The organism is Salinibacterium hongtaonis, assembly GCF_003065485.1.
Taxonomy (GTDB): domain Bacteria; phylum Actinomycetota; class Actinomycetes; order Actinomycetales; family Microbacteriaceae; genus Homoserinimonas; species Homoserinimonas hongtaonis.
In genome coordinates this window covers 853,912-880,388 of sequence record NZ_CP026951.1, presented here as the reverse complement: position 1 = coordinate 880,388, position 26,477 = coordinate 853,912, and the positions used below count along the sequence as shown (strand labels likewise).

23 protein-coding genes are annotated in these 26,477 nt (G+C 65.6%); 4 read left to right on the top strand and 19 right to left on the bottom strand.

Annotation, left to right across the window (positions count from 1 at the left end):
• Window position 1: 1 nt before the first annotated feature.
• Genes C2138_RS04280 through truB form a run of 5 tightly spaced genes read right to left on the bottom strand, consistent with a single transcriptional unit; the run spans window position 2 to window position 4,037 of the window.
• Window positions 2-1,258 (bottom strand): MFS transporter, encoded by a 1,257-nt coding sequence (locus C2138_RS04280; protein ID WP_241961174.1) that lies wholly within the window; start codon window positions 1,256-1,258, stop codon window positions 2-4.
• A gap of 41 nt (window positions 1,259-1,299) precedes the next feature.
• Complete coding sequence (locus C2138_RS04275; RefSeq protein ID WP_108518784.1) at window positions 1,300-2,244, bottom strand: bifunctional riboflavin kinase/FAD synthetase; 945 nt, start codon at window positions 2,242-2,244, stop codon at window positions 1,300-1,302.
• A 2-nt stretch (window positions 2,245-2,246) separates the two neighbouring features.
• Complete coding sequence (locus tag C2138_RS04270) at window positions 2,247-2,696, bottom strand: hypothetical protein (protein WP_108515812.1); 450 nt, start codon at window positions 2,694-2,696, stop codon at window positions 2,247-2,249.
• A gap of 24 nt (window positions 2,697-2,720) precedes the next feature.
• The gene (locus C2138_RS04265) at window positions 2,721-3,089 is read right to left on the bottom strand and encodes a hypothetical protein (protein ID WP_108515810.1); all 369 of its coding nucleotides are present in this window, start codon (window positions 3,087-3,089) and stop codon (window positions 2,721-2,723) included.
• A 12-nt stretch (window positions 3,090-3,101) separates the two neighbouring features.
• Entirely contained in the window at window positions 3,102-4,037 is a 936-nt protein-coding gene (gene truB, locus C2138_RS04260) for a tRNA pseudouridine(55) synthase TruB (RefSeq protein WP_241961173.1), read from the bottom strand.
• Window positions 4,038-4,108: 71 nt separating this feature from the next.
• Here truB and C2138_RS04255 point away from each other — a divergent pair, with 71 nt between their 5' ends.
• On the top strand, window positions 4,109-5,104 hold the full coding sequence (locus C2138_RS04255) for a ketopantoate reductase family protein (RefSeq protein ID WP_108515806.1): 996 nt from the start codon (window positions 4,109-4,111) through the stop codon (window positions 5,102-5,104).
• Here C2138_RS04255 and map read toward each other — a convergent pair.
• Both map and C2138_RS04245 read right to left on the bottom strand, forming a co-directional pair.
• Window positions 5,085-5,858 (bottom strand): type I methionyl aminopeptidase, encoded by a 774-nt coding sequence (gene map, locus C2138_RS04250; RefSeq protein WP_108515805.1) that lies wholly within the window; start codon window positions 5,856-5,858, stop codon window positions 5,085-5,087. The genes C2138_RS04255 and map overlap by 20 nt on opposite strands.
• Before the next feature lie 13 nt (window positions 5,859-5,871).
• Entirely contained in the window at window positions 5,872-6,423 is a 552-nt protein-coding gene (locus tag C2138_RS04245; protein ID WP_108515803.1) for a nucleoside/nucleotide kinase family protein, read from the bottom strand.
• A gap of 48 nt (window positions 6,424-6,471) precedes the next feature.
• Here C2138_RS04245 and C2138_RS04240 point away from each other — a divergent pair, with 48 nt between their 5' ends.
• Window positions 6,472-7,335, top strand: coding sequence for an HhH-GPD family protein (locus C2138_RS04240; RefSeq protein WP_233245623.1), 864 nt, complete (start codon window positions 6,472-6,474; stop codon window positions 7,333-7,335).
• 3 nt (window positions 7,336-7,338) lie between these two features.
• Here C2138_RS04240 and rbfA read toward each other — a convergent pair whose 3' ends face one another.
• The 4 genes from rbfA to nusA form a co-directional block, all read right to left on the bottom strand.
• Complete coding sequence (gene rbfA, locus C2138_RS04235) at window positions 7,339-7,839, bottom strand: 30S ribosome-binding factor RbfA (protein WP_108515801.1); 501 nt, start codon at window positions 7,837-7,839, stop codon at window positions 7,339-7,341.
• Between the two features lie 88 nt (window positions 7,840-7,927).
• Entirely contained in the window at window positions 7,928-10,639 is a 2,712-nt protein-coding gene (gene infB, locus C2138_RS04230) for a translation initiation factor IF-2 (RefSeq protein ID WP_108515799.1), read from the bottom strand.
• 118 nt (window positions 10,640-10,757) lie between these two features.
• The gene (locus C2138_RS04225) at window positions 10,758-10,982 is read right to left on the bottom strand and encodes a YlxR family protein (RefSeq protein WP_233245642.1); all 225 of its coding nucleotides are present in this window, start codon (window positions 10,980-10,982) and stop codon (window positions 10,758-10,760) included.
• Window positions 10,983-11,111: 129 nt separating this feature from the next.
• Window positions 11,112-12,104, bottom strand: a complete 993-nt coding sequence (gene nusA / locus C2138_RS04220; protein ID WP_108515796.1) for a transcription termination factor NusA — start codon at window positions 12,102-12,104, stop codon at window positions 11,112-11,114.
• 152 nt (window positions 12,105-12,256) lie between these two features.
• On the opposite strand from nusA, the gene C2138_RS04215 reads away from it, so the two are divergent.
• Window positions 12,257-13,375, top strand: a complete 1,119-nt coding sequence (locus tag C2138_RS04215; RefSeq protein ID WP_108515794.1) for a pyridoxal-phosphate dependent enzyme — start codon at window positions 12,257-12,259, stop codon at window positions 13,373-13,375.
• Between the two features lie 86 nt (window positions 13,376-13,461).
• Here the strand turns inward: C2138_RS04215 and C2138_RS04210 are convergent, their stop codons facing one another.
• Window positions 13,462-15,231, bottom strand: a complete 1,770-nt coding sequence (locus C2138_RS04210) for a proline--tRNA ligase (RefSeq protein ID WP_108515793.1) — start codon at window positions 15,229-15,231, stop codon at window positions 13,462-13,464.
• 62 nt (window positions 15,232-15,293) lie between these two features.
• Window positions 15,294-16,442, bottom strand: a complete 1,149-nt coding sequence (gene ispG, locus C2138_RS04205; protein WP_199220507.1) for a flavodoxin-dependent (E)-4-hydroxy-3-methylbut-2-enyl-diphosphate synthase — start codon at window positions 16,440-16,442, stop codon at window positions 15,294-15,296.
• A gap of 85 nt (window positions 16,443-16,527) precedes the next feature.
• Here ispG and C2138_RS04200 point away from each other — a divergent pair, with 85 nt between their 5' ends.
• The gene (locus tag C2138_RS04200; RefSeq protein ID WP_108515791.1) at window positions 16,528-17,709 is read left to right on the top strand and encodes an acetyl-CoA C-acetyltransferase; all 1,182 of its coding nucleotides are present in this window, start codon (window positions 16,528-16,530) and stop codon (window positions 17,707-17,709) included.
• A gap of 33 nt (window positions 17,710-17,742) precedes the next feature.
• Here C2138_RS04200 and C2138_RS04195 read toward each other — a convergent pair whose 3' ends face one another.
• The 6 genes from C2138_RS04195 to C2138_RS04170 form a co-directional block, all read right to left on the bottom strand.
• Window positions 17,743-19,065 (bottom strand): M50 family metallopeptidase, encoded by a 1,323-nt coding sequence (locus C2138_RS04195; RefSeq protein ID WP_108515789.1) that lies wholly within the window; start codon window positions 19,063-19,065, stop codon window positions 17,743-17,745.
• A gap of 51 nt (window positions 19,066-19,116) precedes the next feature.
• Entirely contained in the window at window positions 19,117-20,199 is a 1,083-nt protein-coding gene (gene dxr, locus C2138_RS04190; protein WP_108515787.1) for a 1-deoxy-D-xylulose-5-phosphate reductoisomerase, read from the bottom strand.
• A gap of 28 nt (window positions 20,200-20,227) precedes the next feature.
• Window positions 20,228-21,199 (bottom strand): FKBP-type peptidyl-prolyl cis-trans isomerase, encoded by a 972-nt coding sequence (locus C2138_RS04185; RefSeq protein WP_108515785.1) that lies wholly within the window; start codon window positions 21,197-21,199, stop codon window positions 20,228-20,230.
• Window positions 21,199-21,669 carry an OsmC family protein gene (locus tag C2138_RS04180; RefSeq protein WP_108515783.1) on the bottom strand — a complete coding sequence of 157 codons (471 nt, stop codon included), beginning with the start codon at window positions 21,667-21,669 and terminating at the stop codon, window positions 21,199-21,201. The genes C2138_RS04185 and C2138_RS04180 overlap by 1 nt, the downstream gene beginning before the upstream one ends.
• 81 nt (window positions 21,670-21,750) lie before the next feature.
• The gene (locus C2138_RS04175) at window positions 21,751-23,340 is read right to left on the bottom strand and encodes an acyl-CoA synthetase (protein ID WP_108515782.1); all 1,590 of its coding nucleotides are present in this window, start codon (window positions 23,338-23,340) and stop codon (window positions 21,751-21,753) included.
• A 125-nt stretch (window positions 23,341-23,465) separates the two neighbouring features.
• Window positions 23,466-26,459 (bottom strand): FtsK/SpoIIIE domain-containing protein, encoded by a 2,994-nt coding sequence (locus C2138_RS04170; protein ID WP_108515780.1) that lies wholly within the window; start codon window positions 26,457-26,459, stop codon window positions 23,466-23,468.
• Window positions 26,460-26,477 lie beyond the last annotated feature (18 nt).

Sequence of the window (26,477 nt, the reverse complement as noted above, 5' to 3'; positions counted from 1 at the left end):
CTCAGCGCTCGTGGCGCGCCAGCTCGTCCTCGAGAAACACCGGCGTGCGCAAGTGCCATCCGGCAAACACCGTGGCGACCGCCGTCACGATCAGATAGAACAGCGGCAGAACCCATCCCCCACTCACGTCGTGGAATAGCGCGAATAGCAGCGGACCGAGCGCGGCGACGCCATAGCCGACACCCTGCACAAAGCCGCTGAGCGCCACGGACCCCTCATGTGTGCGGGTTCTCGTGTTGATCAGCGTGAGGGCAACGGGGAACAGGAGGGCGCCGAGCCCTGTGAGCACCGCCCACAGCCATGGCACTGCGGCGGGTGCCACGAGCAGGCCGAGATACCCGAGCACGAAGCTGAGGATGCCCGCGTAAACCAGAATGCCCACGTTGCGCATGCGCTGAGCCAGCGCAGGAACCACGAGTGCCGCGGGGACGCCCATGATGGCGTAGACGGCGAGAAGAACACCGGCCTCGGCAGGAGTGACTCCCGCCGTGTCGACGAGCAGCTGCGGCAGCCACGCGAACGCGGCATAAACATGGCCGGACGATAACGAGAAGGTGAGCGCAATCGCCCACGCCACCCGCGACTTCAGAAGCGAACCCTTCAGGCGTGCGGCAGGAGCCTCCACGCCACCGCCTCCTCGCAGGGCTCTCGCCCGCTCGCGATGTTGACGAACCAGAATGACGGCCCACGGCAGCAGGCAGACGGCGGCAACGACAGCCCACACTCCGAGCGAAAGCCTCCACCCACCAGCCTCGGCGACAGGCACAGCAAGAGACGATGGAACAGCAGCGCTCACGGAGACGACGCTCACGTAGATGCCCGTCACGAGACCAATGCGGTCGGGAAAATAGCGTTTGACCAGCGGTGGTAACAGCACATTTGCGATGCCAGCGCCCGCGAGCGCAAGCATGGTGCCGGCGATGAGCATGCCCAGACTCGTGAAGGAAGCCCGACCAAGATGCCCCACGATCATGGCCAGGATGGCAACGCCCATGAGCCGTTCGACACCGACGCGCCGGGCGATCGCCGCGCCGAATAATGCCGAGAACGCGAACGCTATGGGGGGCAGCGCGCCGATGAAGCCGAACTCCACGCTCGTGATGGGAACATCGATCACGATGTCGCCGGCGATAGGAGAAATCGACGAGACCGCGGTGCGCACATTGAAGGCGACGAGCAGAATGCCCAGAAGGGCAGCGGCCCTCCCCGCCCACAGGGGCATCGGAGCCGGCTGGTCACGCTGACCGGCGGCGGTCATCATGGCTTCGTCGTCATGGCTGTGTCGTCACCGCTGCGTCGTCACGGTTGCGGGGGCATGCCCAACGCCGCACGGGTGTCGTCGACGTCTTTGCGAAGCGCTGCGACGAGAGCCTCGATCGAGTCGTACTTCTCCATGCCGCGCAGATATTTGACGAACGCCAGCTCGACAGTTCTTCCATAAAGGTCGATGTCCTCATCGAGCACATACGCCTCAACCTGGCGGGCAGGAACGCCTTCGAAGGTCGGGTTGTTGCCGATGGAGATCGCGGCCGGATAGGTGACACCGTCCACCGTGAGCCAGCCGGCATACACACCATCGGCGGGGATCAGCCCCTCGGGGTTCGGCCGCAGGTTCGCCGTGGGAAAACCAAGCTCGCGGCCCCGCTTCTCGCCGGGGACCACGATTGACCGCACGGTCGCCGGCGTGCCGAGCACCTCGGCCGCCTCTTCGACGCGACCCTGGGCAAGAGCCTCGCGAATCCAGGTCGACGATGCCCTGCGACCTTCGCGGGTGCGAACATCGTCAACGAGCCGCACCTCGAAGCCGAATCTGCGCCCCTCTTCGATGAGACCCGCAACATTGCCTTCACCGCGGTGGCCATAACGAAAGTCGCTGCCAACAAAGACGATTCGAGCCTTGAGAGCGTTGACGAGCACGCGCTCTACGAACTCATCCGGCGACTGCGCGGCAAAGGCCTCATCAAAGGGCAGAGAGAGCGTTGCCTGCACCCCGGCGGCCTCGAGGCGCTCGGCCTTCTGCGCATTGCTGATGAGGCGCTCCGGGGCAAGCCCCGGGTTGATCAAGGCAAGGGGATGCCGGTCAAAGGTCACGACGGTGGGCACCAGACCGTCGGCCTCCGCCATGGCACGCAGTTCCGCGATAACCGCGCGGTGCCCGGAATGAACGCCGTCGAACTTGCCAATCGTTACAGCGCTCGGCCCGAAGTCGGCCGGAACCTCGTCGAGGGAGTCATAGAGCTTCATGGTCATGGCATCTCCACAGCGGCGACGGATTCAGACGAAGAGCGCTCGTCGGCAGATGGCCGACGAGCAAAGAGCCACACCAGGCCAAGAATGGGCAAAAGGAGAGGGATGAAGATGTACCCGGAGCCGAAGTATGACCACACGGAGGCGTGGGCAAAGAGTTCGGGCATCACGAGGCTCAATACGCCGATCGTGAGCACGCCCACGAGCTCGAAGCAGATGGCGACGAGAGCAACGATGTACCAGCCTCTGCCCTTGCCGAGCAGGGCAACCGTTGCGACGATGTAGACAACCGCGGCGGCAGCCGACAGCGAATACGCCAGCGGGGCCTCATCGAATCGCTCGATGATTTGCACGGCCGAGCGCGCAGTGGCGGCGATCGCGAGAATCGCGTACACCGCGATAAGGACGCGGCCGATGCCGACCGCGCGAGAAGAAGAATTGTGAGCCATCACTGTCAAGATTAGGCGATCACGTCAGCCGATCTGAACGAACCAGATTTCGTTCATTCGCCACACCATGACGGCAGCCGAGAGGCACACGACGCCGAGGATGACATTGCTCCAGCGGTTGCGCTCGATCAGTGCCCAAAACACGGCAAGCGGTGGCAGCAACACCGCTGAGATCAGATAGGTCCAGAACTCGAGCACGCTGCCCGTCGCAACGTTGCCGACGAGAGGGGCGATGAGGCTCACGACGACCTGGCCGAGCAGCAGAGCGAAGACCACCGCGGTCGCCCCGATAGTCCAGTCGTTCGGAAGCTTGCCCCCGAGCCCGAGGGCTATGCAGAACAGCCCCGCTATAACCGCAACCGCAACCTGAACGACCGTGAACCACTCAACCATGCATCAATCCTGTCAGGCGCCCGTGGGAAAGTTGACCAGCACGCGAGCCGCCGTGCCGTTGTAACGCACCAGACCCACGAGCCGACCGTCGGGTGCAACCACCGCGATCGGGTCGTCGGAGGCCTCCACGCCGTCGAGCGGAACCCGCTTGCCGTTCTCGAGATCTCTCACCCGATCGGAGTCGACCCTCACGGTAGCAAAGAGCTGCCCCGCGACTGCGGCGGGATGAAGAAGGTGAGAGCCGAAGTCGATCGCGACGTCTGCTTCGCGGTCGCCCGTCAGCACCAGCGCATCCGCAATATCAAATGGCCCGACACTCGTGCGCCGCAGCGCCGTGAGGTGCCCTCCGACGCCCAGAAAAACACCAAGGTCGCGGGCCAGAGCACGAATGTACGTTCCTGATGAGCAGGCGACGCGAACATCCACGTCGACAAATCCATCGACCGTGCGGGGTTCGGAGACCACGGTGAACTCCGAAATTGTCACGCGCCGAGACGCGAGCTCGACCTCTTCACCCGCCCTCGCGAGTGCGTAGGCCCGCTTGCCGCCGACCTTGATGGCGCTCACGGTGCTCGGAACCTGCTCAATCTCGCCCGTGAGCAGCGCGATGCCCTCGGCGATGCGGGCGGGGGTAACGCTGGAGGTGTCACTGCGCTCCCCGAGCTGCCCCTCCGCGTCGTCAGTGGACGACGCCGCGCCGAGACGGATCGTCGCCAGGTAGACCTTGTCGAGCCCCACGAGGTAGGTCAACAGCCGGGTGGAGCTATTCACCCCCAACACAAGAAGGCCGGTCGCCATGGGGTCGAGCGTGCCAGCGTGCCCGACCTTGCGGGTCTGCGCCATACGCCGAGTTCTCGACACGACGTCGTGGCTCGTGATGCCCTGAGGCTTGTCGATGAGCACAATGCCGTTGCGAGGGGGCACGGGGGTTGCTGGGTCGTTCGTCACAGGAGACCACGCTACCGCCACGGGAGCTGCCCTTCGCCCGGCGCTTCGCCGAAACCCCATAAGCTTCGAGCATGCGGATCGCAGTTCTCGGCGCAGGCGCCATCGGCGGCACGATCGCCGCCCTGCTCGACCGCGCGGGGCACGACGTCCACGTCACGGCGCGAGGCGAAACCCTTGCGGCAATTCGCGAGCACGGTATTCAACTAAGGGGTGCCTGGGGCGAGCACACAGCGCGCGTCACCGCGACGCACACGCTCGACGCCGCCCCGGAGCTCGCCATCCTCACGACGAAGGCGATGGACGGGGCCGCCGCCGTGACCGCCAACCTCGACGCGCTCAAGGGCGTTCCGCTCGTCGTCGTTCAGAACGGACTGGGCGGCATCGAGGAGGTCACCGAGCTCATGCCGGGGCGCGCCGTCGTGGGCGCCCTCGCCCTCTTCGCCGCATCCTGGGTCTCCCCCGGCGTCGTGACGGTCACCGCCCCTGCCGGCACCTGGCTCGGCATGGCAACCGAGGGCGACGACTCCCCCGCGCGCGCCGCTGCCGAGGTTCTTGCCCCGGCTCTGCCCGTAAGGGTCGTCGACAACTTCGTCGGCGCCCGATGGACCAAGCTCGTGATCAATCAGGTCAACGCGATCCCCGCAATCACGGGGCTCAGCGTTCAAGAGGTCATCAGCGACACGGCGCTTCGACGCGTGATGGTGCGAGGGATGCGCGAGGCCGTTCGCGTCGGCCGCGCCAAGGGCATCCACTTCGGAACCGTCAACGGCCTGTCACACAGCACTCTGCTGCTTGTGGCCTGGGGGCCGCTTTGGGCTGGCGAGATTGTGGCGCTACGACTCCGGGCCTATCTCGGCGATGTGCCGAACCCCGGCTCGACGCTCCAGAGCATCCGGCGCGGACAGCCCACCGAGATCGACTACCTCACGGGGGCGGTTGTCGCTCAGTCAGCTGGAACAGGCGTGCAGGCCCCCGTCAACGCGCTGCTTACTGAGCTGGTTCACGAGGTCGAGAGGACCGGAAAGTTCCTGCCACCCGAGACGGTGATCAGCCGCGCGCAAGCGTAAGGATCTCGGCGCCGTCTTCTGTAATCGCAATCGTGTGTTCCGTGTGCGCCGTGCGGCAGCCGGTGGCGCTTCGCAGGGTCCAGCCGTCGGCATCCGTCACGAGAACGTCGGTATCGACCATGACCCATGGCTCGAGGGCGAGCAGGAGCCCCGGGCGGAGCTGGTAGCCGCGGCCCGGGCGGCCTGAGTTCGGAACGTGCGGATCCTGATGCATCGTGGATCCGATGCCGTGCCCGCCAAAATCCATGTTGATGGGATAACCGGCCTCGGTGAGGACTGATCCGATCGCATAAGCGATGTCGCCGATGCGCGCTCCGGGTCCTGCCGCAGCGATTCCCGCGGCCAGCGCCTCTTCTGTCGCGCTAATGAGGGCAACGCTCTCCGCTGGTCGCGATTCGCCCACAATAAAGCTGATCGCCGCATCAGCAGCTATCCCCTTGAGCGAGACGGCGAGATCGAGCGTGAGAAGGTCGCCATCCGCAAGAGAGTAGTCATGCGGCATGCCGTGGAGCACAGCGTCGTTGACCGCCGTGCAGATGTAGTGGCCGAAGGGTCCACGGCCGAACGACGGCGCGTAGTCGACGTAACACGACTCTGCTCCCGCCGACAGAATCATGGACTTTGCCCACTGATCGATCTCCAGCAGATTGGTGCCGACGACGCTGCGCTTTTTCAGGGCCTGAAGGATGTGGGCGACCAGGGCGCCGGTATCGCGGGCGCGGGTTACTTCTGCTGGGGTCAGGATTTCGATCACTGGCCAAGCCTAGTCAACAGGAATCGGCGAAAACTCGGCGCGGATGTTTGGGGTCGCGGTTGTTGTAAATGGCCGTGGCGAGGCGGCTGGGGTCCTCGGCATACACGTACTCTGCCTCCGCCGTGCGGGCATCGGTGTCGGCCCCGGGCTCGGCGCTCGAACCGGCGGCGTCGTGGTTTTCAGCCTCAGCATCCGCGTCGCTGTCGAGCCAGATGGAGAAGTTCCAGCTGCCCCGGACTGCCGGCAGATGGGCGCCCGTGCCGTCGACGATGAGCATGGCATCGCCCGGCTGCGCCCTAAATGGCGTGACGACCTCTCGCCGGAATCCCTCGCCGTCGACCGTGAGGACTCCGGCGGCGACCGAGGTATATCCGTCGAGCGATGTGCGCTCCACGATCCGGCCCTGAACCAGGAACATCGCGGCAAGGTCGTCGGCGAACTCGGCTGTACCGGAGTTGTGTCGGCCGTCCACCCCAATGACGCCTCGACCGCGGGCGTAATTGTGGAGGATCTCGTCGGCAAGCGCTCCGAGGACGTCGTTCTTCTGAGGTGCCCACCGTTCCATGGCCTCATGGTAAGCCGCGTCACTGGTGGTTCGCTCTAGGCTTGATCGGTGACCCTATCTTCGACCGTGAACGCTTGGTTTGAGCAGCATGGGCGCACACTGCCGTGGCGGGAGCCCGGCTTTACCGCGTGGGGAACCCTCGTCAGCGAGATCATGCTGCAGCAGACCCCCGTAGCCCGCGTGATTCCCCGACTCGAGACCTGGCTTACGCGGTGGCCGACCCCTGCGGCCCTCGCCGCTGAACCACCCGGTGAAGCGGTTCGGGCGTGGGAGAGACTTGGTTACCCGCGCAGGGCTCTGGCGTTGCACGCCGCTGCCACAGAAATCGTCGAGAAGCATGGGGGCGTCGTCCCATCGGACGTCACGGTCCTGCTCGGCTTGCCAGGAATCGGCGACTATACGGCCAGGGCCGTTGCCGCATTCGCCTACGGCCTGAGACACCCTGTCGTCGACACCAACGTTCGCCGCGTCATCGCTAGGGCCATCGCGGGCCAGGGCGAGGCCGGGCCGCCGTCAACGCGCCGCGATCTTGCTGCCATGGAAGCCCTGCTCCCCGAGGACGCGGCGGCCGCCCAGCTGACGAACGCGGGCGTTATGGAACTCGGCGCGATCGTCTGCACCGCGCGGGCGCCGCGCTGCGAAGTCTGCCCTCTCGCGACGACCTGCGCCTGGCGCGCTGCCGGCTACCCCGACTATGAGGGGCCGCGTGCCGCCGTGCAGAAGAAATTCGAGGGCAGCGACCGGCAGATGCGCGGGCTGATCATGGCCGAACTGCGTGCGAGCGACATCCCCGTCACCCGTGACGAGATCGACCGAGTGGGAACGGATGCCGCCCAGCGCGGTCGCGCGCTGAGCGGCCTCCTCAAAGACGGCCTCGTCGTCGCCGTATCTGGCGGCTACGAACTGCCGTAATCGTTACGCCTTGTCGGCGACGGCATCCTCGTCGGTGACGGTGTCATCGTCATCGTCATCGTCGTCGTCGTCATCGTCACCGATAACGCGAGGCTTCACATACGGGTCTTCATCGCCCGCATACTGCGCCGTCTGCTTCTGCTGCTCAACCTCGCTGTCGCGAAGGCGGGCCTCCGCGAGCAGGTCTTCGATGTGCTTTGCGTTCTCTGGCACAGCGTCCGCAATGAACTCGATCGTGGGAGTCAATCGCGACGTGAGGTTCTTGCCCACCTCGGTGCGAAACATTCCCGTAGCCGACTTGAGTGCCGCAGCCGAGTCGGTGCGCTCCTCGTCGGTGCCGTAGACGGTGTAAAAGATGCTGGCGTGCTGCAGGTCGCCCGTGACGCGAACGTCGGTGATCGTGACAAAACCCAGACGCGGGTCGCGCAGACCCCGCTCGAGACGCCGCGCAACGATCTGCTTGATGTGGTCGGCCATGCGGGCCGCCCTGGTCGGATCAACCATGGTGCTCTCCTTTCGGGAGTAAAGCTGTAAAGGCGGATGATGTCCCCCCGCCTTAGCGAGGGGGACATCATCCGCCGGAGAGCCGCTGCTAAACGCGGGGCTTCTCCTTCATTTCGATCGTCTCGATCTCGTCGCCGATCTGGATGTCGTTGAACTTGCCGAGGCCAATACCGGCCTCGAAGTCCGTGCGAACCTCAGTGACGTCGTCCTTGAAGCGGCGCAGCGACTCGATGGCGAGGCTGTCTCCGACAACGACACCATCGCGAATGACGCGAGCCTTGGCGTTTCGCGTGATCGTTCCCGACCGCACGATGACACCGGCGATGTTTCCGAACTTGGAAGAACGGAAGATCTCGCGGATCTCGGCGACACCAGACTGAACCTCTTCGAACTCCGGCTTGAGCATGCCCTTGAGCGAGTTCTCGACATCTTCCAGCGCGCTGTAGATGACGGAGTAGAACCGCACGTCGACACCCTCGCGGGCCGCACGCTCGCGGGCCTTGGGGTCGGGGCGCACGTTGAAGCCGATGATGATGGCGTTGTCGATCGTGGCGAGGTTGACGTCGCTCTCGGTGACGGCACCAACACCACGGTGGATGATGCGCAGCTGCACCGAATCGTCGACCTCAATGTCCATGAGCGACTCTTCGAGGGCTTCAACAGCACCCGAAACGTCACCCTTGATGATGAGGTTGAGCGACTCGACCTTGCCATCCTCGAGGGCCTTCGTGAAGTCCTCAAGGCTGATGCGCTTGCGACCACGAGCCAGAGCGGCGTTGCGCTCTACGGCCTCGCGCTTCTCAGCGATCTGGCGGGCGGTGCGGTCGTCATCCGTAACGAGGAACGTGTCACCGGCGCGAGGCACCGACGTCAGACCAAGAACGGCAACCGGGCGCGCGGGCGTTGCCGCGGCGACGGTCTCGCCATTCTCATCGAACATGGCACGAACACGGCCGTAGGCGGTTCCGGCAACGATGGGGTCACCAACGTGCAGGGTTCCCGACTGGATGAGCACGGTAGCAACAGCACCGCGACCCTTGTCGAGCTTGGCCTCGATGGCAACACCGCGGGCATCCTTGTTGGGGTTGGCCCGAAGGTCAAGCCCGGCATCCGCCGTGAGCAGAACGGCGTCGAGGAGCTCCTTGATACCGTCGCGCTTGAGCGCCGACACGTCGATGAACATCGTGTCTCCGCCGTACTCTTCTGCGACGAGACCGAACTCGGTGAGCTGCTGACGCACCTTGGCGGGGTTAGCCCCCTCCTTGTCCACCTTGTTGACCGCGACGACGATCGGCACACCGGCGGCCTGGGCGTGGTTCAACGCCTCAACCGTCTGCGGCATGATTCCGTCGTCAGCCGCGACCACGAGGATCGCAATGTCGGTGACCTGCGCACCACGGGCACGCATGGCGGTGAACGCCTCGTGACCAGGGGTGTCAATGAAGGTGATCTTGCGCTCGATGCCTTCGTGCTCCGCCATGACCTGGTAAGCACCGATGTGCTGCGTGATGCCACCGGCTTCACCGGCGCCAACGCTGGTGTTGCGGATCGCGTCGAGCAGCTTGGTCTTACCGTGGTCGACGTGACCCATGACGGTCACGACCGGAGGACGAATCTCGAGGTCTTCGTCGCTCTCATCCTCAAGCTCCTGGTCGAGGTCGATCGAGAAGCCCTCAAGCAGCTCGCGATCCTCATCCTCGGGCGAGACGATCTGAATCTTGTAGCCGAGCTCCTCGCCGAGCACCTCGAAGGTTGCCTCGTCGAGTGACTCCGTTGCGGTCGCCATCTCACCGAGGTGGAACAGAACCGTAACGAGGTTTCCGGGGCTCGCATCAATCTTGTCGGCGAAGTCCGTGATGGACGCACCGCGACGCAGACGAACTACCGTGTTGCCGTCGCCGCGGGGAACGCTAACGCCACCCAGCGACGGAGCCTCGCGCAGCTCAAACTCTGCCCGCTTCGTACGCTTCGACTTGCGCGCCTTGCTCTTGCCGCCGCCACGACCGAACGCACCAGCGGTTCCACCACCGGGGCCACGGCCGCGACCGCCGCCGCCTGCGGGGCGATTGGGGCCGAAGTTCGAACCGGGAGCGCCAGCAGGTGCGCCGCCGGGACGGAACCCACCGGCACCGGCCGGACGCGGGGCACCGGGCCGGAAACCACCAGCACCGGCCGGACGCGGACCACCGGGGCGCGGACCACCCGGGCGCGGAGCGCCGGGACGCGGAGCGGCAGGACGCGGGATGTTGCCCGGCGTCGGGCCAGCTGGGCGGGTGTTCATGCCCTGGGTGCTGGCATAAGGGTTGTTGCCGGGGCGCGGGGCACCGGGGCGAGGAGCGCCGGGACGCTGCATGCCCTGCGTGCTGGCGTAGGGGTTATTGCCGGGGCGAGCAGCACCGGGAGTCGGTGCGCTGCCGGGTGTAGGGGCATCCGGGGTGGCCGACCCGCGCGGAGCGGGAGCGGCCGGGGATTCTGCCTTGGGCGCAGCGGGTGCTGCGGGAGCCGCTGCTGCGGGAGCAGGGGCGGCGGGGGCAGCAGGCGCTGCGGGTGCCGGCGCCTCGGTCTTGGCTTCTGGTGCTGGCTTGGGAGCCGGCTTAGCCGCCTCCGGAGCCTTCTCTTCTTTGGCGGGGGCGGTGACGCCATCCGCGGCGAGGGCAGCACGCAACTTGCGCGCTACGGGGGGCTCGATGCTCGAGGAGGGTCCCTTGACGAATTCGCCAAGTTCCTTCAACTTCTCGAGAGCCTGCTTACTTTCAATGCCGAGTTCTGCTGCGATCTCGTGCACGCGTGGTTTAGCCACAATTCTCCTGTCTCGGGCCCGCCCGAGAGGGAGCAGGCCATTACTTTTGGACGGGTCTCATTTCGAGCCGCTCATTAGTTGCTACGCATTGTTTGTCACTGTTCGATCAGCCGTTTCGTTAGGGAGCCTCATGGGGAGACTCCGACTGGTGAAGTGCAAGAACACCCTCACGCACCCCCGATACATCGAGGGAGCCGTCAGCCCTCAACGCCCGCCCGAAGGCTCTGCGTTTGAGGGAACTGTCGACGCACTCAACTGTGGGGTGCACCCAGGCGCCTCGACCCGGTGCGGTGCCAGAGGCATCCGCAACTGCTCGACCGTCACGCTCAACGAGCCTCACCATGGAGGACTGCGAATCGCGCTTTCGGCATCCGAGGCACGTTCTTACGGGTTCCATACTACCCCTGCTCGCTGCGACTCGGCGCCCGGGCGTGTCGCGCGGGGCGACACGCCGGGCCCCACAATCACTGTTCTAGTCCTCGAGGATGCTGTCCGGCTGGATGTCGATGCGCGCGCCCGTGAGCTTGGCGGCGAGGCGGGCGTTCTGGCCCTCCTTGCCGATCGCGAGCGACAGCTGGTAGTCGGGGACGAGGGCGCGAACCGCCTTCGTCGACTGGTCGATCACGAAGGACGAGCTCACCTTGGCCGGCGAGAGCGCGTTAGCGACAAACGTGGCCAGGTCTTCTGAGTAGTCGACGATGTCGATCTTCTCGTTATTGAGTTCAGACGTCACCGCACGAACACGCTGACCGAGTTCGCCGATGCACGCACCCTTGGCGTTGATGCCGGGCTCGTTGGCCTTGACCGCGATCTTGGTGCGGTGGCCGGCTTCGCGGGCCAGCGACACGATCTCGACCACGCCGCTCGCAATTTCGGGCACCTCAAGCGCAAAAAGCTTGCGAACGAGCGAAGGATGCGTGCGCGACACCGTGATCTGGGGGCCCTTGAGCCCCTTGCTCACACTCGTCACATAGACGCGGATGCGGGTTCCGTGCGAGTAGTCCTCGCCGGGCACCTGCTCCTCGGGAGGCAAGATGGCCTCGATCGAGCCCAGATCAACGTGAATCATGCGGGGGTTGGGGCCCTGCTGGATGACGCCGGCAATGATGTCGCCCTCGCGGCCCTTGAACTCGCCGAGAACGGCGTCGTCAGCCAGGTCGCGCAGACGCTGGTTGATCACCTGCTTCGCCGCAAAAGCGGCAATGCGGCCAAAGTCGCTCGGGCTGTCGACAGCCTCGCCGATGATGTTGCCCTCGTCATCATGCTCGGGCACATAAACCGTGACGTGCCCCGTCTTGCGATCGAGCTCGACGCGGGCCGTTGGCACCTCGCCGTCGCCGGCCTGCTCGGCCGTGTGCTTGAGATAGGCCGTGAGGATGGCCTGCTCGATGATCTGGACGAGCTCCTCGAACGGTATCTCGCGCTCGCGCTCCATGAGCCGCAAAACGCTCAGGTCAATGTCCACCGACGGGCCTCCAGTATTCAGGTTTCCGCTCGCGCAACCGCACGCAAGTCATCCGTATAAGGTACCTGAGTCCGCTGCGGGATGCTCGCGTGTAATCTAGACCGTCCTGTATCTGAACGCCAGGAGCCCTGTAGATAACGCCGGGAGCACAGATGTCGTCATACCTCGTCGGGCGCGACGGACACCGCTACCCCATCGACGAGCCTCGATGGCGCGGAGACGACGGATCACCCCTGCTCGTGGGACCGCTCGACGGAATCGGGCCAGACGGCATCGACTACAGCATCCGCTCGCAGTGGCGTTATGCCGCAGCCCTGCCGCTCGACCTTGCTCCCGTCTCGTTGGGAGAGGGATGCACTCCCCTGCTGGAGACGACGCTGGGCGGCACTCCCCTGCTGGTCAAACCGGAGTGGTTCAACCCGACGGGGAGCTTCAAAGACCGCGGAACCGCCGTGATGATGGCCATGCTCGCCGCCCAAGGGATTGACCACATTCTGGAAGACAGCAGTGGAAACGGCGGCGCGTCCGTGGCCGCTTATGCTGCCGCCGCGGGCATCCGTGCCACGATCCTTGCCCCAGAGTCGACCTCGCCGGCCAAGCTCATCCAGAGCCGGGCGCACGGGGCAACCGTCGACCTCGTCGCAGGCTCGCGCCAGGCCACCGCTGACGAAGCCATTCGCCGCTCCGGTGACATTTTTTATGCCAGCCACAACTGGCATCCGTTCTTTGTGCAGGGTGTTTCGCTGCTGGCCTACGAGATGTGGGAAGACCTGGGCTTCGAGGCGCCGGATGCGGTGATTCTGCCCGCGGGAGCCGGAAGCCTCGTGCTCGGTTGCTCCATCGGCTTCGGGCAGTTGCTGCGCGCCGGCATGATCGAGCGGATGCCGCGCTTGCTCGTCGTGCAGCCCGAGAACTGCAGCCCGCTCGTGCGCGCATTCGCTGCGGGCGAGCACGCCGTGCGGCAGGCCGACTGGTCGCCGACCCTGGCCGAAGGCACCTCAATCGCGCGGCCAGTGCGCGACCGTGAGGTGCTCGCCGCGATCCGGGAATCGCAAGGGTGCCTTGTGGCCGTTGCCGAGGCGAGCATCATTCCCTCCGTGCGAGAGCTTGCGTCCCGCGGTCTCTATGCTGAGCCGACGAGCGCGATTGTCGCGGCTGCGGTGCCCGAATTCGTAGCGCGGGGAGCCATCCGCCCGGGCGATTCGGTCGTCGCTGTGCTCACAGGCTCGGGTCTCAAAGCCACGGGCGCCCTGCAGAAGCTGCTCGCATAAGGGAACTCACACTCCCCGCGCACGAAAGGCCACTTTCTGCAGCAAAACTTGGGTTTTGCTGCAGAAAGTGGCCACTCGCGAGGGCTCTAGGGAAGCTGCTTGTACGCCGCCACAAGGTCGGCGATCGGCGTCGGTGTCTTCACACCGGTGCGGCGATCCCACAGTTCGACGATGCCGTCGGCAGCGCCCTTGCCCACAACGACGATGATCGGAACCCCGAGAAGCTCGGCGTCGCCGAACTTGACGCCGGGCGAAACCTTGAGTCGGTCGTCAAAGAGCACGTCGGCGCCCGTCGCCTCTAGATCGAGAACCATCTGCTCCGCTGCCGCATACACCGTCTCGTCCTTGGTCGCGGCGATAACGTGCACGTCGAACGGCGCGACAGCGCGGGGCCAGATGAGCCCGCGACCGTCGTTGTTGAGTTCGGCGACCGCGGCGAGGGCACGGGTTACCCCGATGCCGTACGAGCCCATGGTCACAGTGACGAGCTTGCCGTTCTCGTCGAGCACCTTGAGACCCAACGCCTCGGCATATTTGCGGCCGAGCTGGAACACGTGGCCCAGCTCCATCCCGCGCGCGAGTTCGACGGGTCCAGAGCCATCCGGTGCCAGGTCTCCCGCACGCACCTCTGCGATGTCGGCGATTCCGTCGGCACCGAAGTCACGCCCGGCAACCAGGTTGAGCACGTGCTTCTCGTCGGCGTTGGCGCCCGTGACCCACTGGGTGCCCTCCACCACGCGGGGATCGAGCAGATAACGGATCTCCGTGGCCGATTCTTCGCCGAGAACGGCACCTTCCGGCGACCAGGGGCCGATGTAACCCTTGACGAGAAGGGGCTGCTTGACGAAGTCGGCTTCGGATGCTGCCTCGACCTCGGCGGGAGCGAACGCTACCTCTGCGCGCTTCATGTCGACCTCGCGGTCCCCCGGGAGGCCCACGATGACGAGTTCGCGCGAACCGTCGAGGTGGGTGAGTGAGAGCACAACGTTCTTGAGGGTATCCGCGGCCGTCCAGGGCCGGTCGGCGCGGGGGTGACGCTCGTTGACGAGCGCCACAAGCGTGTCGATCGTGGGGGTCTCGGGCGAATCGAAGACGACAGCCTCCGGCAGCCCTTCAGTGGGCAGGGGGTCGGGAGCCGTCGTCGTGAAGGCCTCGACATTGGCTGCGTAGCCTCCGGCGGAGCGCACGAAGGTGTCTTCGCCAACCGCGGTGGGGTGCAGGAATTCCTCGCTGCGTGACCCGCCCATCGCCCCGGCATCCGCCTTGACGATGACGACCTCAAGGCCAAGCCGCGCGAAGATGCGCTCGTAAGCATCCCGCTGATTTTGGTAGCTCGCGTCGAGGCCCTCGTCCGTGTAGTCGAACGAGTACGCATCCTTCATCGAGAACTCGCGACCGCGGAGGAGTCCGGCACGGGGTCGCGCCTCGTCGCGGTACTTGTCCTGGATCTGGTAGATCGTGAGGGGAAGGTCTTTGTATGACGAGTAGAGATCCTTCACCAGCAGGGTGAAGACCTCTTCATGAGTCGGGGCGAGCAGGTAGTCGGCACCCTTGCGGTCCTTGAGGCGAAACAGTCCGTCGCCGTATTCTTCCCAGCGACCCGACGCCTCGTAGGGTTCGCGCGGCAGAAGGCCGGGGAACAGCACCTCCTGGGCGCCCGCCGCCTCCATCTCTTCGCGCACAATCTGCTCGACCTTGCGGCGAACCTTGAGGCCGAGTGGCAACCACGCGAAGATGCCGGGGGCCTGGCGGCGCACATAACCGGCGCGCACGAGCAGCCGGTGGCTGGCGACCTCGGCATCGACGGGATCTTCACGGAGGGTGCGGACAAAGAGCTGGGAGAGGCGTGTAGACACCCCTCTAACTTACCGGCGATTGGCGGGCGCTCACATCGCGCCTGCCCGTCTGAGCTCCCGGGTTAGGCGGTGATGACCTCGGCGCTGCCCAGCGCATCGGCTGGCATCTCAGCGGCAAGACGGCTTGCCTCCTCGATAAGCGTTGCCACGATCTCGGCCTCTGGCACGGTCTTAATGACCTCGCCCTTGACAAAGATCTGCCCCTTGCCGTTGCCCGATGCGACACCCAGGTCGGCCTCGCGGGCCTCACCAGGTCCGTTGACGACGCAGCCCATGACCGCGACGCGCAGCGGCACACTCACGTGCTTGAGCCCCTCGGTGACCTGCTCGGCGAGGGTATAGACATCCACCTGGGCGCGCCCACAGCTGGGGCACGACACGATCTCGAGCTTGCGTTCGCGCAGATTGAGCGACTGAAGAATCTGCAGGCCAACCTTGACCTCTTCTACGGGAGGGGCGCTGAGCGAAACACGAATCGTGTCTCCAATGCCCTCCGAGAGAAGAATGCCGAAGGCCGTGGCCGACTTGATCGTGCCCTGGAACGCCGGGCCAGCCTCGGTCACTCCCAGGTGAAGGGGCCAGTCGCCGCGCTCCGCCAGCAGGCGGTAGGCCTTGACCATGACGATGGGGTCGTTGTGCTTGACCGAGATCTTGAAGTCATGAAAGTCGTGCTCTTCGAAGAGGCTTGCCTCCCACACGGCGCTTTCGACGAGTGCCTCCGGTGTTGCCTTGCCGTACTTCTGCAGCAGGCTCGGCTCGAGGGAGCCAGCGTTGACGCCGATGCGGATCGAGACCCCTGCAGCCTTGGCCGCCTGCGCGATAGCGCCCACCTGGTCGTCGAACTTCTTGATATTGCCAGGGTTGACGCGCACGGCGCCGACTCCGGCATCGATCGCCTCAAAAACGTAGCGAGGCTGAAAATGGATGTCCGCGATAACGGGGATCTGGCTTTTGGCGGCGATCACCTTGAGGGCCTTCGCGTCGTCGCCGTGCGGCACGGCAACGCGCACAATGTCGCATCCGGATGCGGTGAGTTCGGCGATCTGCTGAAGGGTCGCGTTGATGTTGGTGGTCTGCGTCGTCGTCATCGACTGAACGCTCACGGGGGCACCGCCACCAACGAGAACCTTGCCGACAGAAATCTGGCGGGTCTTGCGACGAGGAGCAAGGACTTCGGGGATTCTCGGCATTCCAAGATTGATAGCAGCCACGGCTCAAGCTTACGCGTCGAGGCTGAGCAGAGGCGTAGCGCGGCGAGGTACTGTCGTTGCACAGCATCTGGTCAAAGGAGTCCCCATGTCATCCGACGTCGTCATCGTCGCTGCCGCCCGCACGCCGCAGGGCCGCATCCTCGGTCAGCTCGCACCCCTCAGCGCCGTCGAACTCGGTGCCATCGCCGTGAGCGCCGCGCTCGAGCGCTCAGGCCTCACAGCGGACGCCGTGCAGGCCGTCATCATGGGCCAGGTTGTGCAGGCGGGAGCCGGGCAGAATCCCGCTCGCCAGACCTCGATCGCCGCGGGAATCGGATGGGATGTGCCGGCGATCACCCTCAACAAGGTGTGCCTCTCGGGACTGAGCGCCGTGATCGACGCCGCCCGCCTCATCCGACTGGGCGAGGCCGACGTTGTGGTCGCCGGCGGGCAGGAGTCCATGACCAACGCGCCGCACATTCTGCCGGGCTCGCGCAAGGGATGGAACTACGGCTCGTTCGAGGCTGTCGACAGCGCAGCCCATGACGGGCTGACCGACGCGTTCGACAGTGAGTCGATGGGCGCATCCACTGAACGCCACAATGGCAGGCTCAGCATCTCGCGCACCGAGCAGGACGACGTGGCGTCCGCATCGCACCAGCGTGCCGCTGCCGCCCGCGACGGAGGCCTGTTCGAGGCCGAGATTGCCCCCGTCACCATCGTGGGACGCCGCGGAGACACGACGACCATCACCACGGACGAGGGCCTGCGCCCCGAAAGCACCGTCGAGACCCTCGCGAAGCTCCGCCCCGCTTTTAGCGCCGACGGCACCATCACGGCTGGCAATTCGTCGCCGCTGAGCGACGGAGCCGCGGCGCTCGTGCTGACGAGCCGAGACTATGCCGAGGCGAATGGCCTCCCGATTCTCGCGGTCGTCGGCGCCTCCGGCCAGACAGCCGGGCCCGACAACTCTCTGCACTCGCAGCCGTCGCGCGCCATCGCCTCGGCGCTCTCCAAGACCGACTGGACGGCATCCGACCTCGATCTCATTGAGATCAACGAGGCGTTCGCCTCTGTTGCCGTGCAGTCCACGAGAGACCTGGGAGTGGATGCCGCGATCGTCAACCCGCACGGTGGCGCCATCGCCCTCGGGCATCCCATCGGCGCCTCCGGTGCCCGGCTGGTCGTGCATGCCGTCCACGAGCTCTCGCGCCGGGGCGGAGGCAAAGCGGCCGTCGCTCTCTGCGGCGGCGGCGGCCAAGGCGACGCCCTGCTGCTGAGCCTCTAGCCCAGACAGCCGCTGCGGGCCGACTCAGCCGCGCTAGAGCAGCGTGACGGGTTTGACGATGTCGGCGTAGATAAGCAGAGCGCTCATGCCACCGAGAATAATGACCACGACCAGGGTGAGCGGGATGAGCCTCGCCGTATCCACGGGGCCGGGGTCTGGGCGCTTGAAGAGCTTGGCGAACCAGCGGCGAATGCCCTCCCAGAGCGCGCCGACAACGTGGCCTCCGTCGAGCGGCATGAGCGGGATGAGGTTGAAGACCATGAGCGCCACGTTGACGGAGGCGAGCAAGCCGATCAGATAGCTTGCCCTCTCCACGACCGGGATCGTGTCGATGCTCGTGATCTCGCCCGCGATGCGGCCGACGCCGACAACGCTGATGGGCCCGTTGGGGTCCCTCTCCTCGGGGCCGAAGGCTGCTTCGGCAACATCGATGATGCGCTCGGGCAGATGCAGAATGACATTCGTCACCGACGCGATGTTCTCCCCCACGGTCGGCAATACCGCCGTAATGGGCTGGCGCGTGAGTTCGTAGGCCGCCGTAATGCCGAGCATGCCGACATCCTCGGTCAGAAGCTCCCCGTCCGACCCCTCGACGGGCACGTTGTCGTCGTCGTAGACGTAGCGTTCCGTGAGTCGGGGAATCGCGGTGATCTCAACATCGGTGCCGTCGCGTTCGACAACCATCGCGAGCGGAACTCCCGGCGACTCACGAATGATCGCGCTCGACTGCTCCCACGTCTCGATCGGCGTGCCATCGATGCTCACGATCGTGTCTCCGGGCAACAGCCCCGCAGCGGCTCCCGGAGCCTCCTCATCGGACGGCGAACACTCCTGACGCTCGCTCGTCGCAGGCAAAACACACTCACTCACGGTGCCGATTGTCGTGCTCACCTGCTGCACGCCGAACCCGCAGAGAACGATTGCGAAGAGAACGATCGCAAGCAGGAGGTTCATGAACGGGCCGCCGAGCATGATGATGATGCGCTTCCAGACGGGGAGCTGATAGAACGTTCGCTCCTCTTCGATGACCGTCGTGGCGCTCGTCTCACGAGCATCCTGCACGAGGGTCTGGAAGAACCCGGTGCTGGCAGTTCTGGCCTTGCCGCCCTGCCGGGCCGGCGGGTACATGCCGGACATCGAGATGTAGCCGCCGAGCGGGATGGCCTTGACCCCGTATTCGGTCTCGCCGCGGCGACGAGACCAAAGCGTCGGGCCAAAACCGATCATGTATTGGCCCACTCGCACGCCAAATGCCTTGGCAGGGATCAGGTGGCCGAGCTCATGCAGCGCAATCGACACGGCAAGGCCGACGACAACGACCACAATGCCGAGGACATACAAGAGAACGGTTTCCACGCGCCCAGGATATCGGGCGGATGCTCGGAGCCGACCGAATGGCGGCTGCGCCTATGCGCGCGCCGCCACCGCGGCATCGGCCTGCACTCGCGCCCACCGCTCGGCCTCGAGAACTCCCTCGAGCGTCATCTCGAGCGGCTCGTGCCGATCGACGACCTCCGTGACGATATCGAGGATGTCGAGAAAGGCGATGGCGCCAGCATGGAACGCCTCGACAGCCTGCTCGTTGGCCGCGTTGAACACAGCGGGAAATGTGGCCCCGAGGCGCCCGACCCGCTTCGCCAACTCAACGGCGGGGAACGCCTCGGAGTCGAGAGGCTCGAAAGTCCAGTTCTGCACTGTGGTCCAGTCGAGCGGTCGACCCACCCCGGCCACCCTGTGCGGCCAGTCGAGGCCGAGCGAGATCGGCAGTCGCATGTCGGGAGGCGACGCCTGGGCCATCGTTGAGCCGTCGACAAACTCGACCATCGAGTGCACGATCGACTGCGGATGCACCGTGACATCGATGTGGTCATAGTCGACGCCGAAGAGGTGGTGGGCCTCGATGACCTCAAGCCCCTTGTTCACGAGGGTCGCGGAGTTCGTGGTGACCACGAGACCCATGTCCCACGTCGGATGCGCGAGCGCCTGCTGAGGGGTGACCGCCGCGAGCTGCTCGCGAGTAAAGCCGCGGAATGGCCCACCGGATGCTGTGAGCACGAGGCGCTGCACCTCCGCCGCCGTGCCCGACGCCAAAGCTTGAGCGATCGCCGAGTGCTCGGAGTCGACGGGGACGATCTGGCCGGGTGCGGCAGCATCCGTCACCAGCTCGCCGCCCACAATGAGGCTCTCTTTGTTGGCCAACGCGAGGGTCGCCCCACTGCGCAGCGCTGCCAGCGTTGGCCGCAGGCCCACGGACCCCGTGATTCCGTTGAGCACCACATCGGCAGCCACGGACTCGATGAGCGCCACAGAATCTTCGGCCCCCAGCGCTGTGTCAGCGACACCGAACGCGGCGGCCTGGCCGGCGAGCGCGTCGGCATTCGTTCCCGCAGTGAGACCGACAACCTCGAAGCGATCACGGTTGGCCGCGATCACATCGAGGGCTTGAACCCCGATCGAACCGGTCGAACCGAGGATGATGACGCGACGCATGAGGACTCCTGAGAGGGCGGGCTGGCGGCTAGGTCGAGGCGAGAATATCGACGGCGAAAACGAGCGTGTCTGAACCCGAAACCCCCGCCGCGACATCGCCGTCTGGGCCATAGCCAAGCGCGGGCGGAACCACGACGACCACCCGTGAACCGACGGGCTGCCCGATGATGGCCTGGGCGACGCCCGGGAGCAGGGTCTCGAGCGATACAGGCGTGCGCGCCGGATTGATCCAGGTGTCGGCGAACGACAGACCGGTTCGCCACAGCACGCCGACATACTTGACGACCACATCGGAGCCCGGCCGCACAGCAGGACCGGTGCCCACAATGACCTGCTGCACCGCGAGCTCCGGTGGTGCCGCTGTCAACGGCACGCCGATGACGGGCTTGCCGTCTTGGGACTCGGTGACGTCAGGAAAACCGGGCAATGCCTCGACCGTGGAACCCTCGGCACGGTCCCCCGCGAGTGACACGACATCGATCACCATGATCAGGGGGTCGCCAGCATCGAGACCCCGCGGTGTCACGGTGGAACCATAGGCATCCGCCGCCGGCACGACGGCCGCGATGCGGGAGCCAGCGGGGGCGCACAGCAGGGCGCGCCTCAGCCCAGGCATGGCATTGGTGCTGTCGAGGGTGATCACCGTGCGGCCGACGCCATCCGCACCGTAACCCGTGACCTCAAGCTGTTCACCCGTTCGGCCGTTATACGCCACGAAGTCAAGCGTGACGAGGTCCCCCTGAGCGATCTCCTCGCCACTGCCCTCGACGAGGATCGTGCGCTCAGTGGTCAGCGGTGAAAGCCCCGCCGGAAAATCGACCTCGGGAACGGCGAACAGGTCGCCCGTGGCCGAAACACTCTGCGAGGCAGGGCCAGAAGGAGCGCACCCAGAGCCAGCCTCAGCCCGCTCTGGCGGCGACTGGCATCCGGATACCAGGAGCGCAGCACCCACGAGAACCGCGAGCCCAGCGACACTGCGGCGGAGCGTGCGTTGGATCATCACGCCGCCTCGACCGTCGGTTCGTGGGTCACGGGAAAGTTCACGGATGCTGCGATGAAGCACTTTTTGCTCGCCTCTCGATGTGCATCGATGGCGTCGTCGAGCTGAGCCGGATCTGCGATCGTGACCGCGGGATGCAGAACCGCTGAAACGAACTGCCCGCCACCATCGGCACCCTGCTTCATCGTTCCCACAGCGGAATCACGGTAATCGGTGACGACGATTCCCCTGCTCGCGGCGACATGCAGATAGCTGAGCATGTGGCACTGGCTGAGAGCGGCAAGCAGCATCTCCTCGGGGTTCCACCGGTCGGCGTCTCCGTGGAATGTGCGGTCTGCCGAGCCGTTGATCGACGGTTTACCCTGTGCCGTGACGGTGTGATCGCGGCCGTAGGCGCGATAGCTTTCGGTGCCAGCACCCCGGTTCCCGGTCCATTCAAGGCCGACGGCGTAGTGGTGTTCGAGGTTCACACCACCCAGCCTAAAGCCTGCTCCCCGCTTGCGGGCCGGTCGCTGCCCGGGACATGGGCCCGCATCGCGCTGGCCGCCCGATTACGCTCCGAATGTCGCCCGCAGATCTGCCTTGCGAACCTTCCCGCTCGCGGTTCGCGGCATCTCATCCACGACGATCACACGCTTCGGGGTCTTGTAGCGGGCAATGCGGCCCCGCAGATGCTCCTGAACCGTATCTTCTGTGACCGCATGACCCGCGCGCACCGTGACGATGGCCACCGGCACCTCACCCCAGCGCTCATCGGGCACGCCGATCACCGCAACATCGGCCACGGCATCAAGCTCGCGAATGACGGCCTCGACCTGAACCGGATAGATGTTCTCGCCGCCCGAGATGATCATGTCTTTGATGCGGTCAGCAATGAACAGAAAGCCGTCGACATCGGTGTAGCCCATGTCGCCCGTGCGCAGCCAGGTCGCATCTGTGAACGCTTCGGCATTGGCCTCGGGGCGGTTCCAGTATTCGCGGATGACGTTGGGCCCCTGCACCAGAATCTCGCCCACCTCACCCGCCGTGACATCCTGCCCGTCTGCGTCGACGATGCGCATGTCGGTGAAGAAGTGGGGAAGCCCGGCCGAACCAGCCTTTTCGCGGCTGCGGTCGGCAGACAGGCTCGTGACGCCCGGCGATGATTCGGTCATGCCATATCCGCCCGAGAAGCCGAGACCCCTCTGCTCATAGGCGTCAAGCACACGGAGGGGCACGGCAGACCCGCCGCAGGTGAGCGTCTTGAGCGAGCTGATATCGGCCGAGGCCCAGTCGGGATGCTCGCACAGCATCTGAAACGTCGTCGGCACGCCGCTGATGTTGGTGATGCGGTGCTCCTCTATGAGCTGCAGAACCCTTGCCGGGTCGAAGCGGGGCTCGAGCACGACGGTTGCCCCCTTGAGGAGGGCGGGCAACAGGCCCATGCCGAGGGAGGCGACATGAAAGAGCGGCGAGATCATGAGTGCAACATCCGTGGTCGCGTAGTCGTAGTCGACGAGCACATTGATGCTGTTCCAGGTGAGGTTGCCGTGGCTGAGCAGCGCTCCCTTGGGCATGCCTGTCGTGCCGGAGGTGTAGAGGATTATGGCGGGGTCATCCAGGGTGATGACGATATCGACGGGGTCGACCACGCCACTGGCGACGACATCGTCAAATTGCTCCACGACAATCGCTGGCACAGGGCCCGCGTCAGAGCCGGGGTCGATTACCCCGACCGGCGTTGTCGAGGCTGTCGCGCCCGGGGCATCCTCAACGATGATGCGGTGCGTGACTCCGCTGCCGCGGACGGCGACCGCCGCTACCGCGCCGACGGCCTCGGGATGGATCAGTACGGTGGCTCCGGAATCCGCAAGCGCGTAGGCGATCTCGGGAGCGGCTAGACGCGAGTTCAGCGGAACGAAGATCGCTCCCATGCTGGCGGCGGCGAACATTGTGTCGAGAAAAGCGCTGTGGTTTTCACCGAAGTAGGCAACTCGACCACCGGGCCCCACTCCCCTGGCCGCAAGGGCAGATGCGAGTTGCTCGCTGCGCTCGTACAGCTCGCGGTACGTCGTGGTCCGATCGACAAACACGATGGCGGCTTTGTCTCCCGACTTGGCGAGCCTGCGACGCAACCACGAACCGATTCCCTGATTCTTCATCGAATCCTTCTCTTGCAGACTGGTGACGACCCGCTGAGGAGTCACGGTAATCCATCGGGACCCGGTCCCACATTTACACGATAAGTTCAATGATTGAGGTTGTCAACTAAATGCCGCTTGCTCGATCAGAGCCCCTCCGGCATCTGCACCCGACGGGGTTCTCCTTCGCCGGTGAGTAGCCATGCGCCCCCTCCTCGGCCGGCGAGCGGCGGTGGCAGCAGAGCGTTGCCGGAGACCAGGCGAAACTCCGATGCGGAACACCGATCGAAAACTACGGGCATGCGCGAGCGCAGCTCGGAGAGGGCTAGCCATGCCCCCTGCCAGGTGCTCGGGTCTGCCACGACGAAGGCGCCCGCGAGCTCCTCCAACCGCGGGAGGGTGTCGAGGCGAGAGATGACGGGGGCTCCCGGATAGAGCCTGCACAGAACCGACGTGACGGCGACGGGGCGGTTCGTGACCACGACGAGACCGCGCTCGGCGCAGGTGGCGAAGTCGAGGCGAGCGGATGGTGCACTCCGGTCATCGTCACCCTCGGAGGCGCCCATCCGTGCCGTGGCCGGAGCGAGTGGTTGCCGTGGAGCGGGCGCACCCGCCGCCACAACCTGCACTCGCTCGCCCCGCCACCACCCTCGGCCTCTGACCGCAGAAGCGTCATATTCCGCCCCCTGCCCGCCCGCCAGCAGGTGGTCTTGGCGTGACGGCATGCGAAGAATGAGCCTGGTGTCGCACAGCGACGCCAGAGACTGCACGACAGGCGTGAGCCGCTGTGCCGAGAGTGCAATCCGGAGTCCTGAGGGTGGGCCGTCGCGCAGCAGCGTAGTGAGCATGTCGGCGAGCGCCGGTGCCCAGGGGTCTGGACAGCGCGCGAGGATGGCATCCAGATCGTCGACGATCACCGTGGTCTGCGATCTTTCGGCACCCAACAGCGCGCCGGTGAGGGCAACCAGCCCGTCCCACAACTCCTCGATATCCCCCGTCAGCCAGGTAGCCGGGCCTTCGCCAGCCAGAGCGGCCAGTGCGCTCGTCTTGCCCACCCCGTGCCCGCCGACAACAAGAACCGTTCCGTGCTCGCGCGGGTTCCACACCGCCACGGGCTGGCTTTGACTCTGCGGGCGATCCAGAATGCCGAAGGCAGTCGAACCGACGGCAACTCCCTCGAGCTCTGCCGCGCGCTGCAGCGTCTCACCGCTCACGACTGCGGGCAGGCTCGGCAGCCACGGCCGTCGCGCCGGGAGCACTCCGCCCCAGCGCCTAACGACATCCAGCGCATCGCCCTGCGCGGCCTGGGCCACCTGAACGAGCCGGGGAGGTGCCCCCGCCACGCTCACGAGACACCGCCCCACGGGATGTTGAGGCAGCTCAGCAGCGCTCGTCGTTCCGATCACGGCGCTGCTGTCGTGGGCGTTGTTGACCCTCAGCGAGAGTCGCAGGGTGCAATTGGCCATGACGGAGTCCCGGACGGCCCTCGCCGGACTCTGCGTGCAGAGAATGAGATGGATTCCGAGCGAGCGACCCCGCGCCGCAAGATCCGAGAACAGGCTATGCAGCTCGGGAAAATCGCTCACCATTGCGGCGAACTCGTCAACCACCACCACGAGACGAGGCAGTCCCGCCTCTGCCGCCGACACTGCGTCATCGATCGACCGCAAGCCCCGCTCCGCGAGCGCTCGTTCGCGATGCATCACCTCGGCGCGCAGGCTGGCGAGCGCACGCTCGGCACCGTCGCGATCAAGGTCGGTAACGACCCCAACGCAGTGCTGCAGTTGCTCGACATCGGCGAAGGACGCCCCGCCCTTGAAGTCGACCAAGAGCAGGTTAACCACGTCGGGAGGGTAGCGGCGAGCCAGCGCGAGCACCCACGAGATAAGCAGCTCGCTCTTGCCACTGCCCGTCGTGCCACCGATCACGGCGTGCGGCCCGTCCCGAACAATATCGAGAATCACCGCGCCACCCTCGTCGACCGCGAAGGCCACCGAAAGGCCACGCTGAGAGTCGTCCGACACATCCCACACGGAGCCGAGGTCGCAGAGTGCCGGCAGCTCCCGTGACGGGCCGAGACCCTCCGACTCGGCTGCCCGCTGAAGAACGGTGGCATAAAGCTCGGCCTCTTCTCTCGAGATCAGCTCGGCACGAAAGAGTTCAGGAACTGAGGAGATTGCGCCGTGGGCCGCCGTGAGGTGCGGGTGTCGAAGAACGCGAACTTCGCCCCCTGAAACCTCAAGGCCGACACGGCACTCCCTCGGCAACTGGTCTTCGGTCTGAGCCAGCACGACAACGAATCGTTCGGCGTGGGAGCGGCCTGCCGAGCGCCGAACAAAGTCGAGGCGGTTGGTCGCGACGGGGTCGCGCGGGGCGCGGAAGTGAGGGAGCTTGGTGTGCCAGCGCTCCCAGCCACCTACGAGATCAAAATCGGCGGGCGAGAGCCTGTCGGCGAGCTGGATCGTGACGGCACGGGCCAGGGACTTGGCCAAGACCGATGGCCCACAGATGCCGATTCCCAGGGTCGCATCAACCGTTATGGGCGCTCGGGTTAGCAGCGCGGCATCCTGTCGAAGACCACCAACTAGTTGCGCCCTGGCGCGCTCCCGGTCCGCACGGCGGCGACGCGATCGTCCCTTGCCCCGCGCCGGCGCTTCGCCAGCATCACTGACGGACTGTTCGCCGACCCCACCGACAGCATGATCGTCATCACCCGCGAGCTCTATGCCGCTCGGGGCGGGACCGGTTCCGAGAACCAACGGCAGCGCCCCCGGTGAGTGGCGCCATCGCTCCGCGTCGTGCACCGATGCCGGGATGAGCGTTGCTGCCGACCGCGATGCCGCGAGCATCCGCTGCCGGATGCGGTCATGCTCATGAGAAATGGCGCGGCGCGCTGCCTCTGCCTCGGCCGCGAACCGGGCGTGCTCCTTTCGCTCGCGCCGACCCGCCTGCAGACGTGAATCGACAAGGCTGCCGATCGCTATCAGCGGGCCGAGGAAGGCAAACATCAGCGCGAAAGGCGACGACGTGATCGCCCACATTGCGACGGATGCGGCAACGGGCGCCAACGTTGCCATGAAAGGAAAAGAAAACGGTGGCGCTGCGTCGAGTTTGCGCGGGAGGGAGATTCGAATGCTCACGACTCCAGAGCACCACGC

Bases quoted from the DNA above. Each gene is read 5' to 3' on its own strand.
- C2138_RS04280 (WP_241961174.1), bottom strand. From the start codon at position 1,258: ATGACCGCCGCCGGTCAGCGTGACCAGCCGGCTCCGATGCCCCTGTGG.
- C2138_RS04275 (WP_108518784.1), bottom strand. From the start codon at position 2,244: ATGAAGCTCTATGACTCCCTCGACGAGGTTCCGGCCGACTTCGGGCCG.
- C2138_RS04270 (WP_108515812.1), bottom strand. From the start codon at position 2,696: ATGGCTCACAATTCTTCTTCTCGCGCGGTCGGCATCGGCCGCGTCCTT.
- C2138_RS04265 (WP_108515810.1), bottom strand. From the start codon at position 3,089: ATGGTTGAGTGGTTCACGGTCGTTCAGGTTGCGGTTGCGGTTATAGCG.
- C2138_RS04255 (WP_108515806.1), top strand. From the start codon at position 4,109: ATGCGGATCGCAGTTCTCGGCGCAGGCGCCATCGGCGGCACGATCGCC.
- C2138_RS04245 (WP_108515803.1), bottom strand. From the start codon at position 6,423: ATGGAACGGTGGGCACCTCAGAAGAACGACGTCCTCGGAGCGCTTGCC.
- rbfA (WP_108515801.1), bottom strand. From the start codon at position 7,839: ATGGTTGATCCGACCAGGGCGGCCCGCATGGCCGACCACATCAAGCAG.
- C2138_RS04225 (WP_233245642.1), bottom strand. From the start codon at position 10,982: ATGGTGAGGCTCGTTGAGCGTGACGGTCGAGCAGTTGCGGATGCCTCT.
- C2138_RS04215 (WP_108515794.1), top strand. From the start codon at position 12,257: ATGTCGTCATACCTCGTCGGGCGCGACGGACACCGCTACCCCATCGAC.
- C2138_RS04200 (WP_108515791.1), top strand. From the start codon at position 16,528: ATGTCATCCGACGTCGTCATCGTCGCTGCCGCCCGCACGCCGCAGGGC.
- dxr (WP_108515787.1), bottom strand. From the start codon at position 20,199: ATGCGTCGCGTCATCATCCTCGGTTCGACCGGTTCGATCGGGGTTCAA.
- C2138_RS04185 (WP_108515785.1), bottom strand. From the start codon at position 21,199: ATGATCCAACGCACGCTCCGCCGCAGTGTCGCTGGGCTCGCGGTTCTC.
- C2138_RS04175 (WP_108515782.1), bottom strand. From the start codon at position 23,340: ATGAAGAATCAGGGAATCGGTTCGTGGTTGCGTCGCAGGCTCGCCAAG.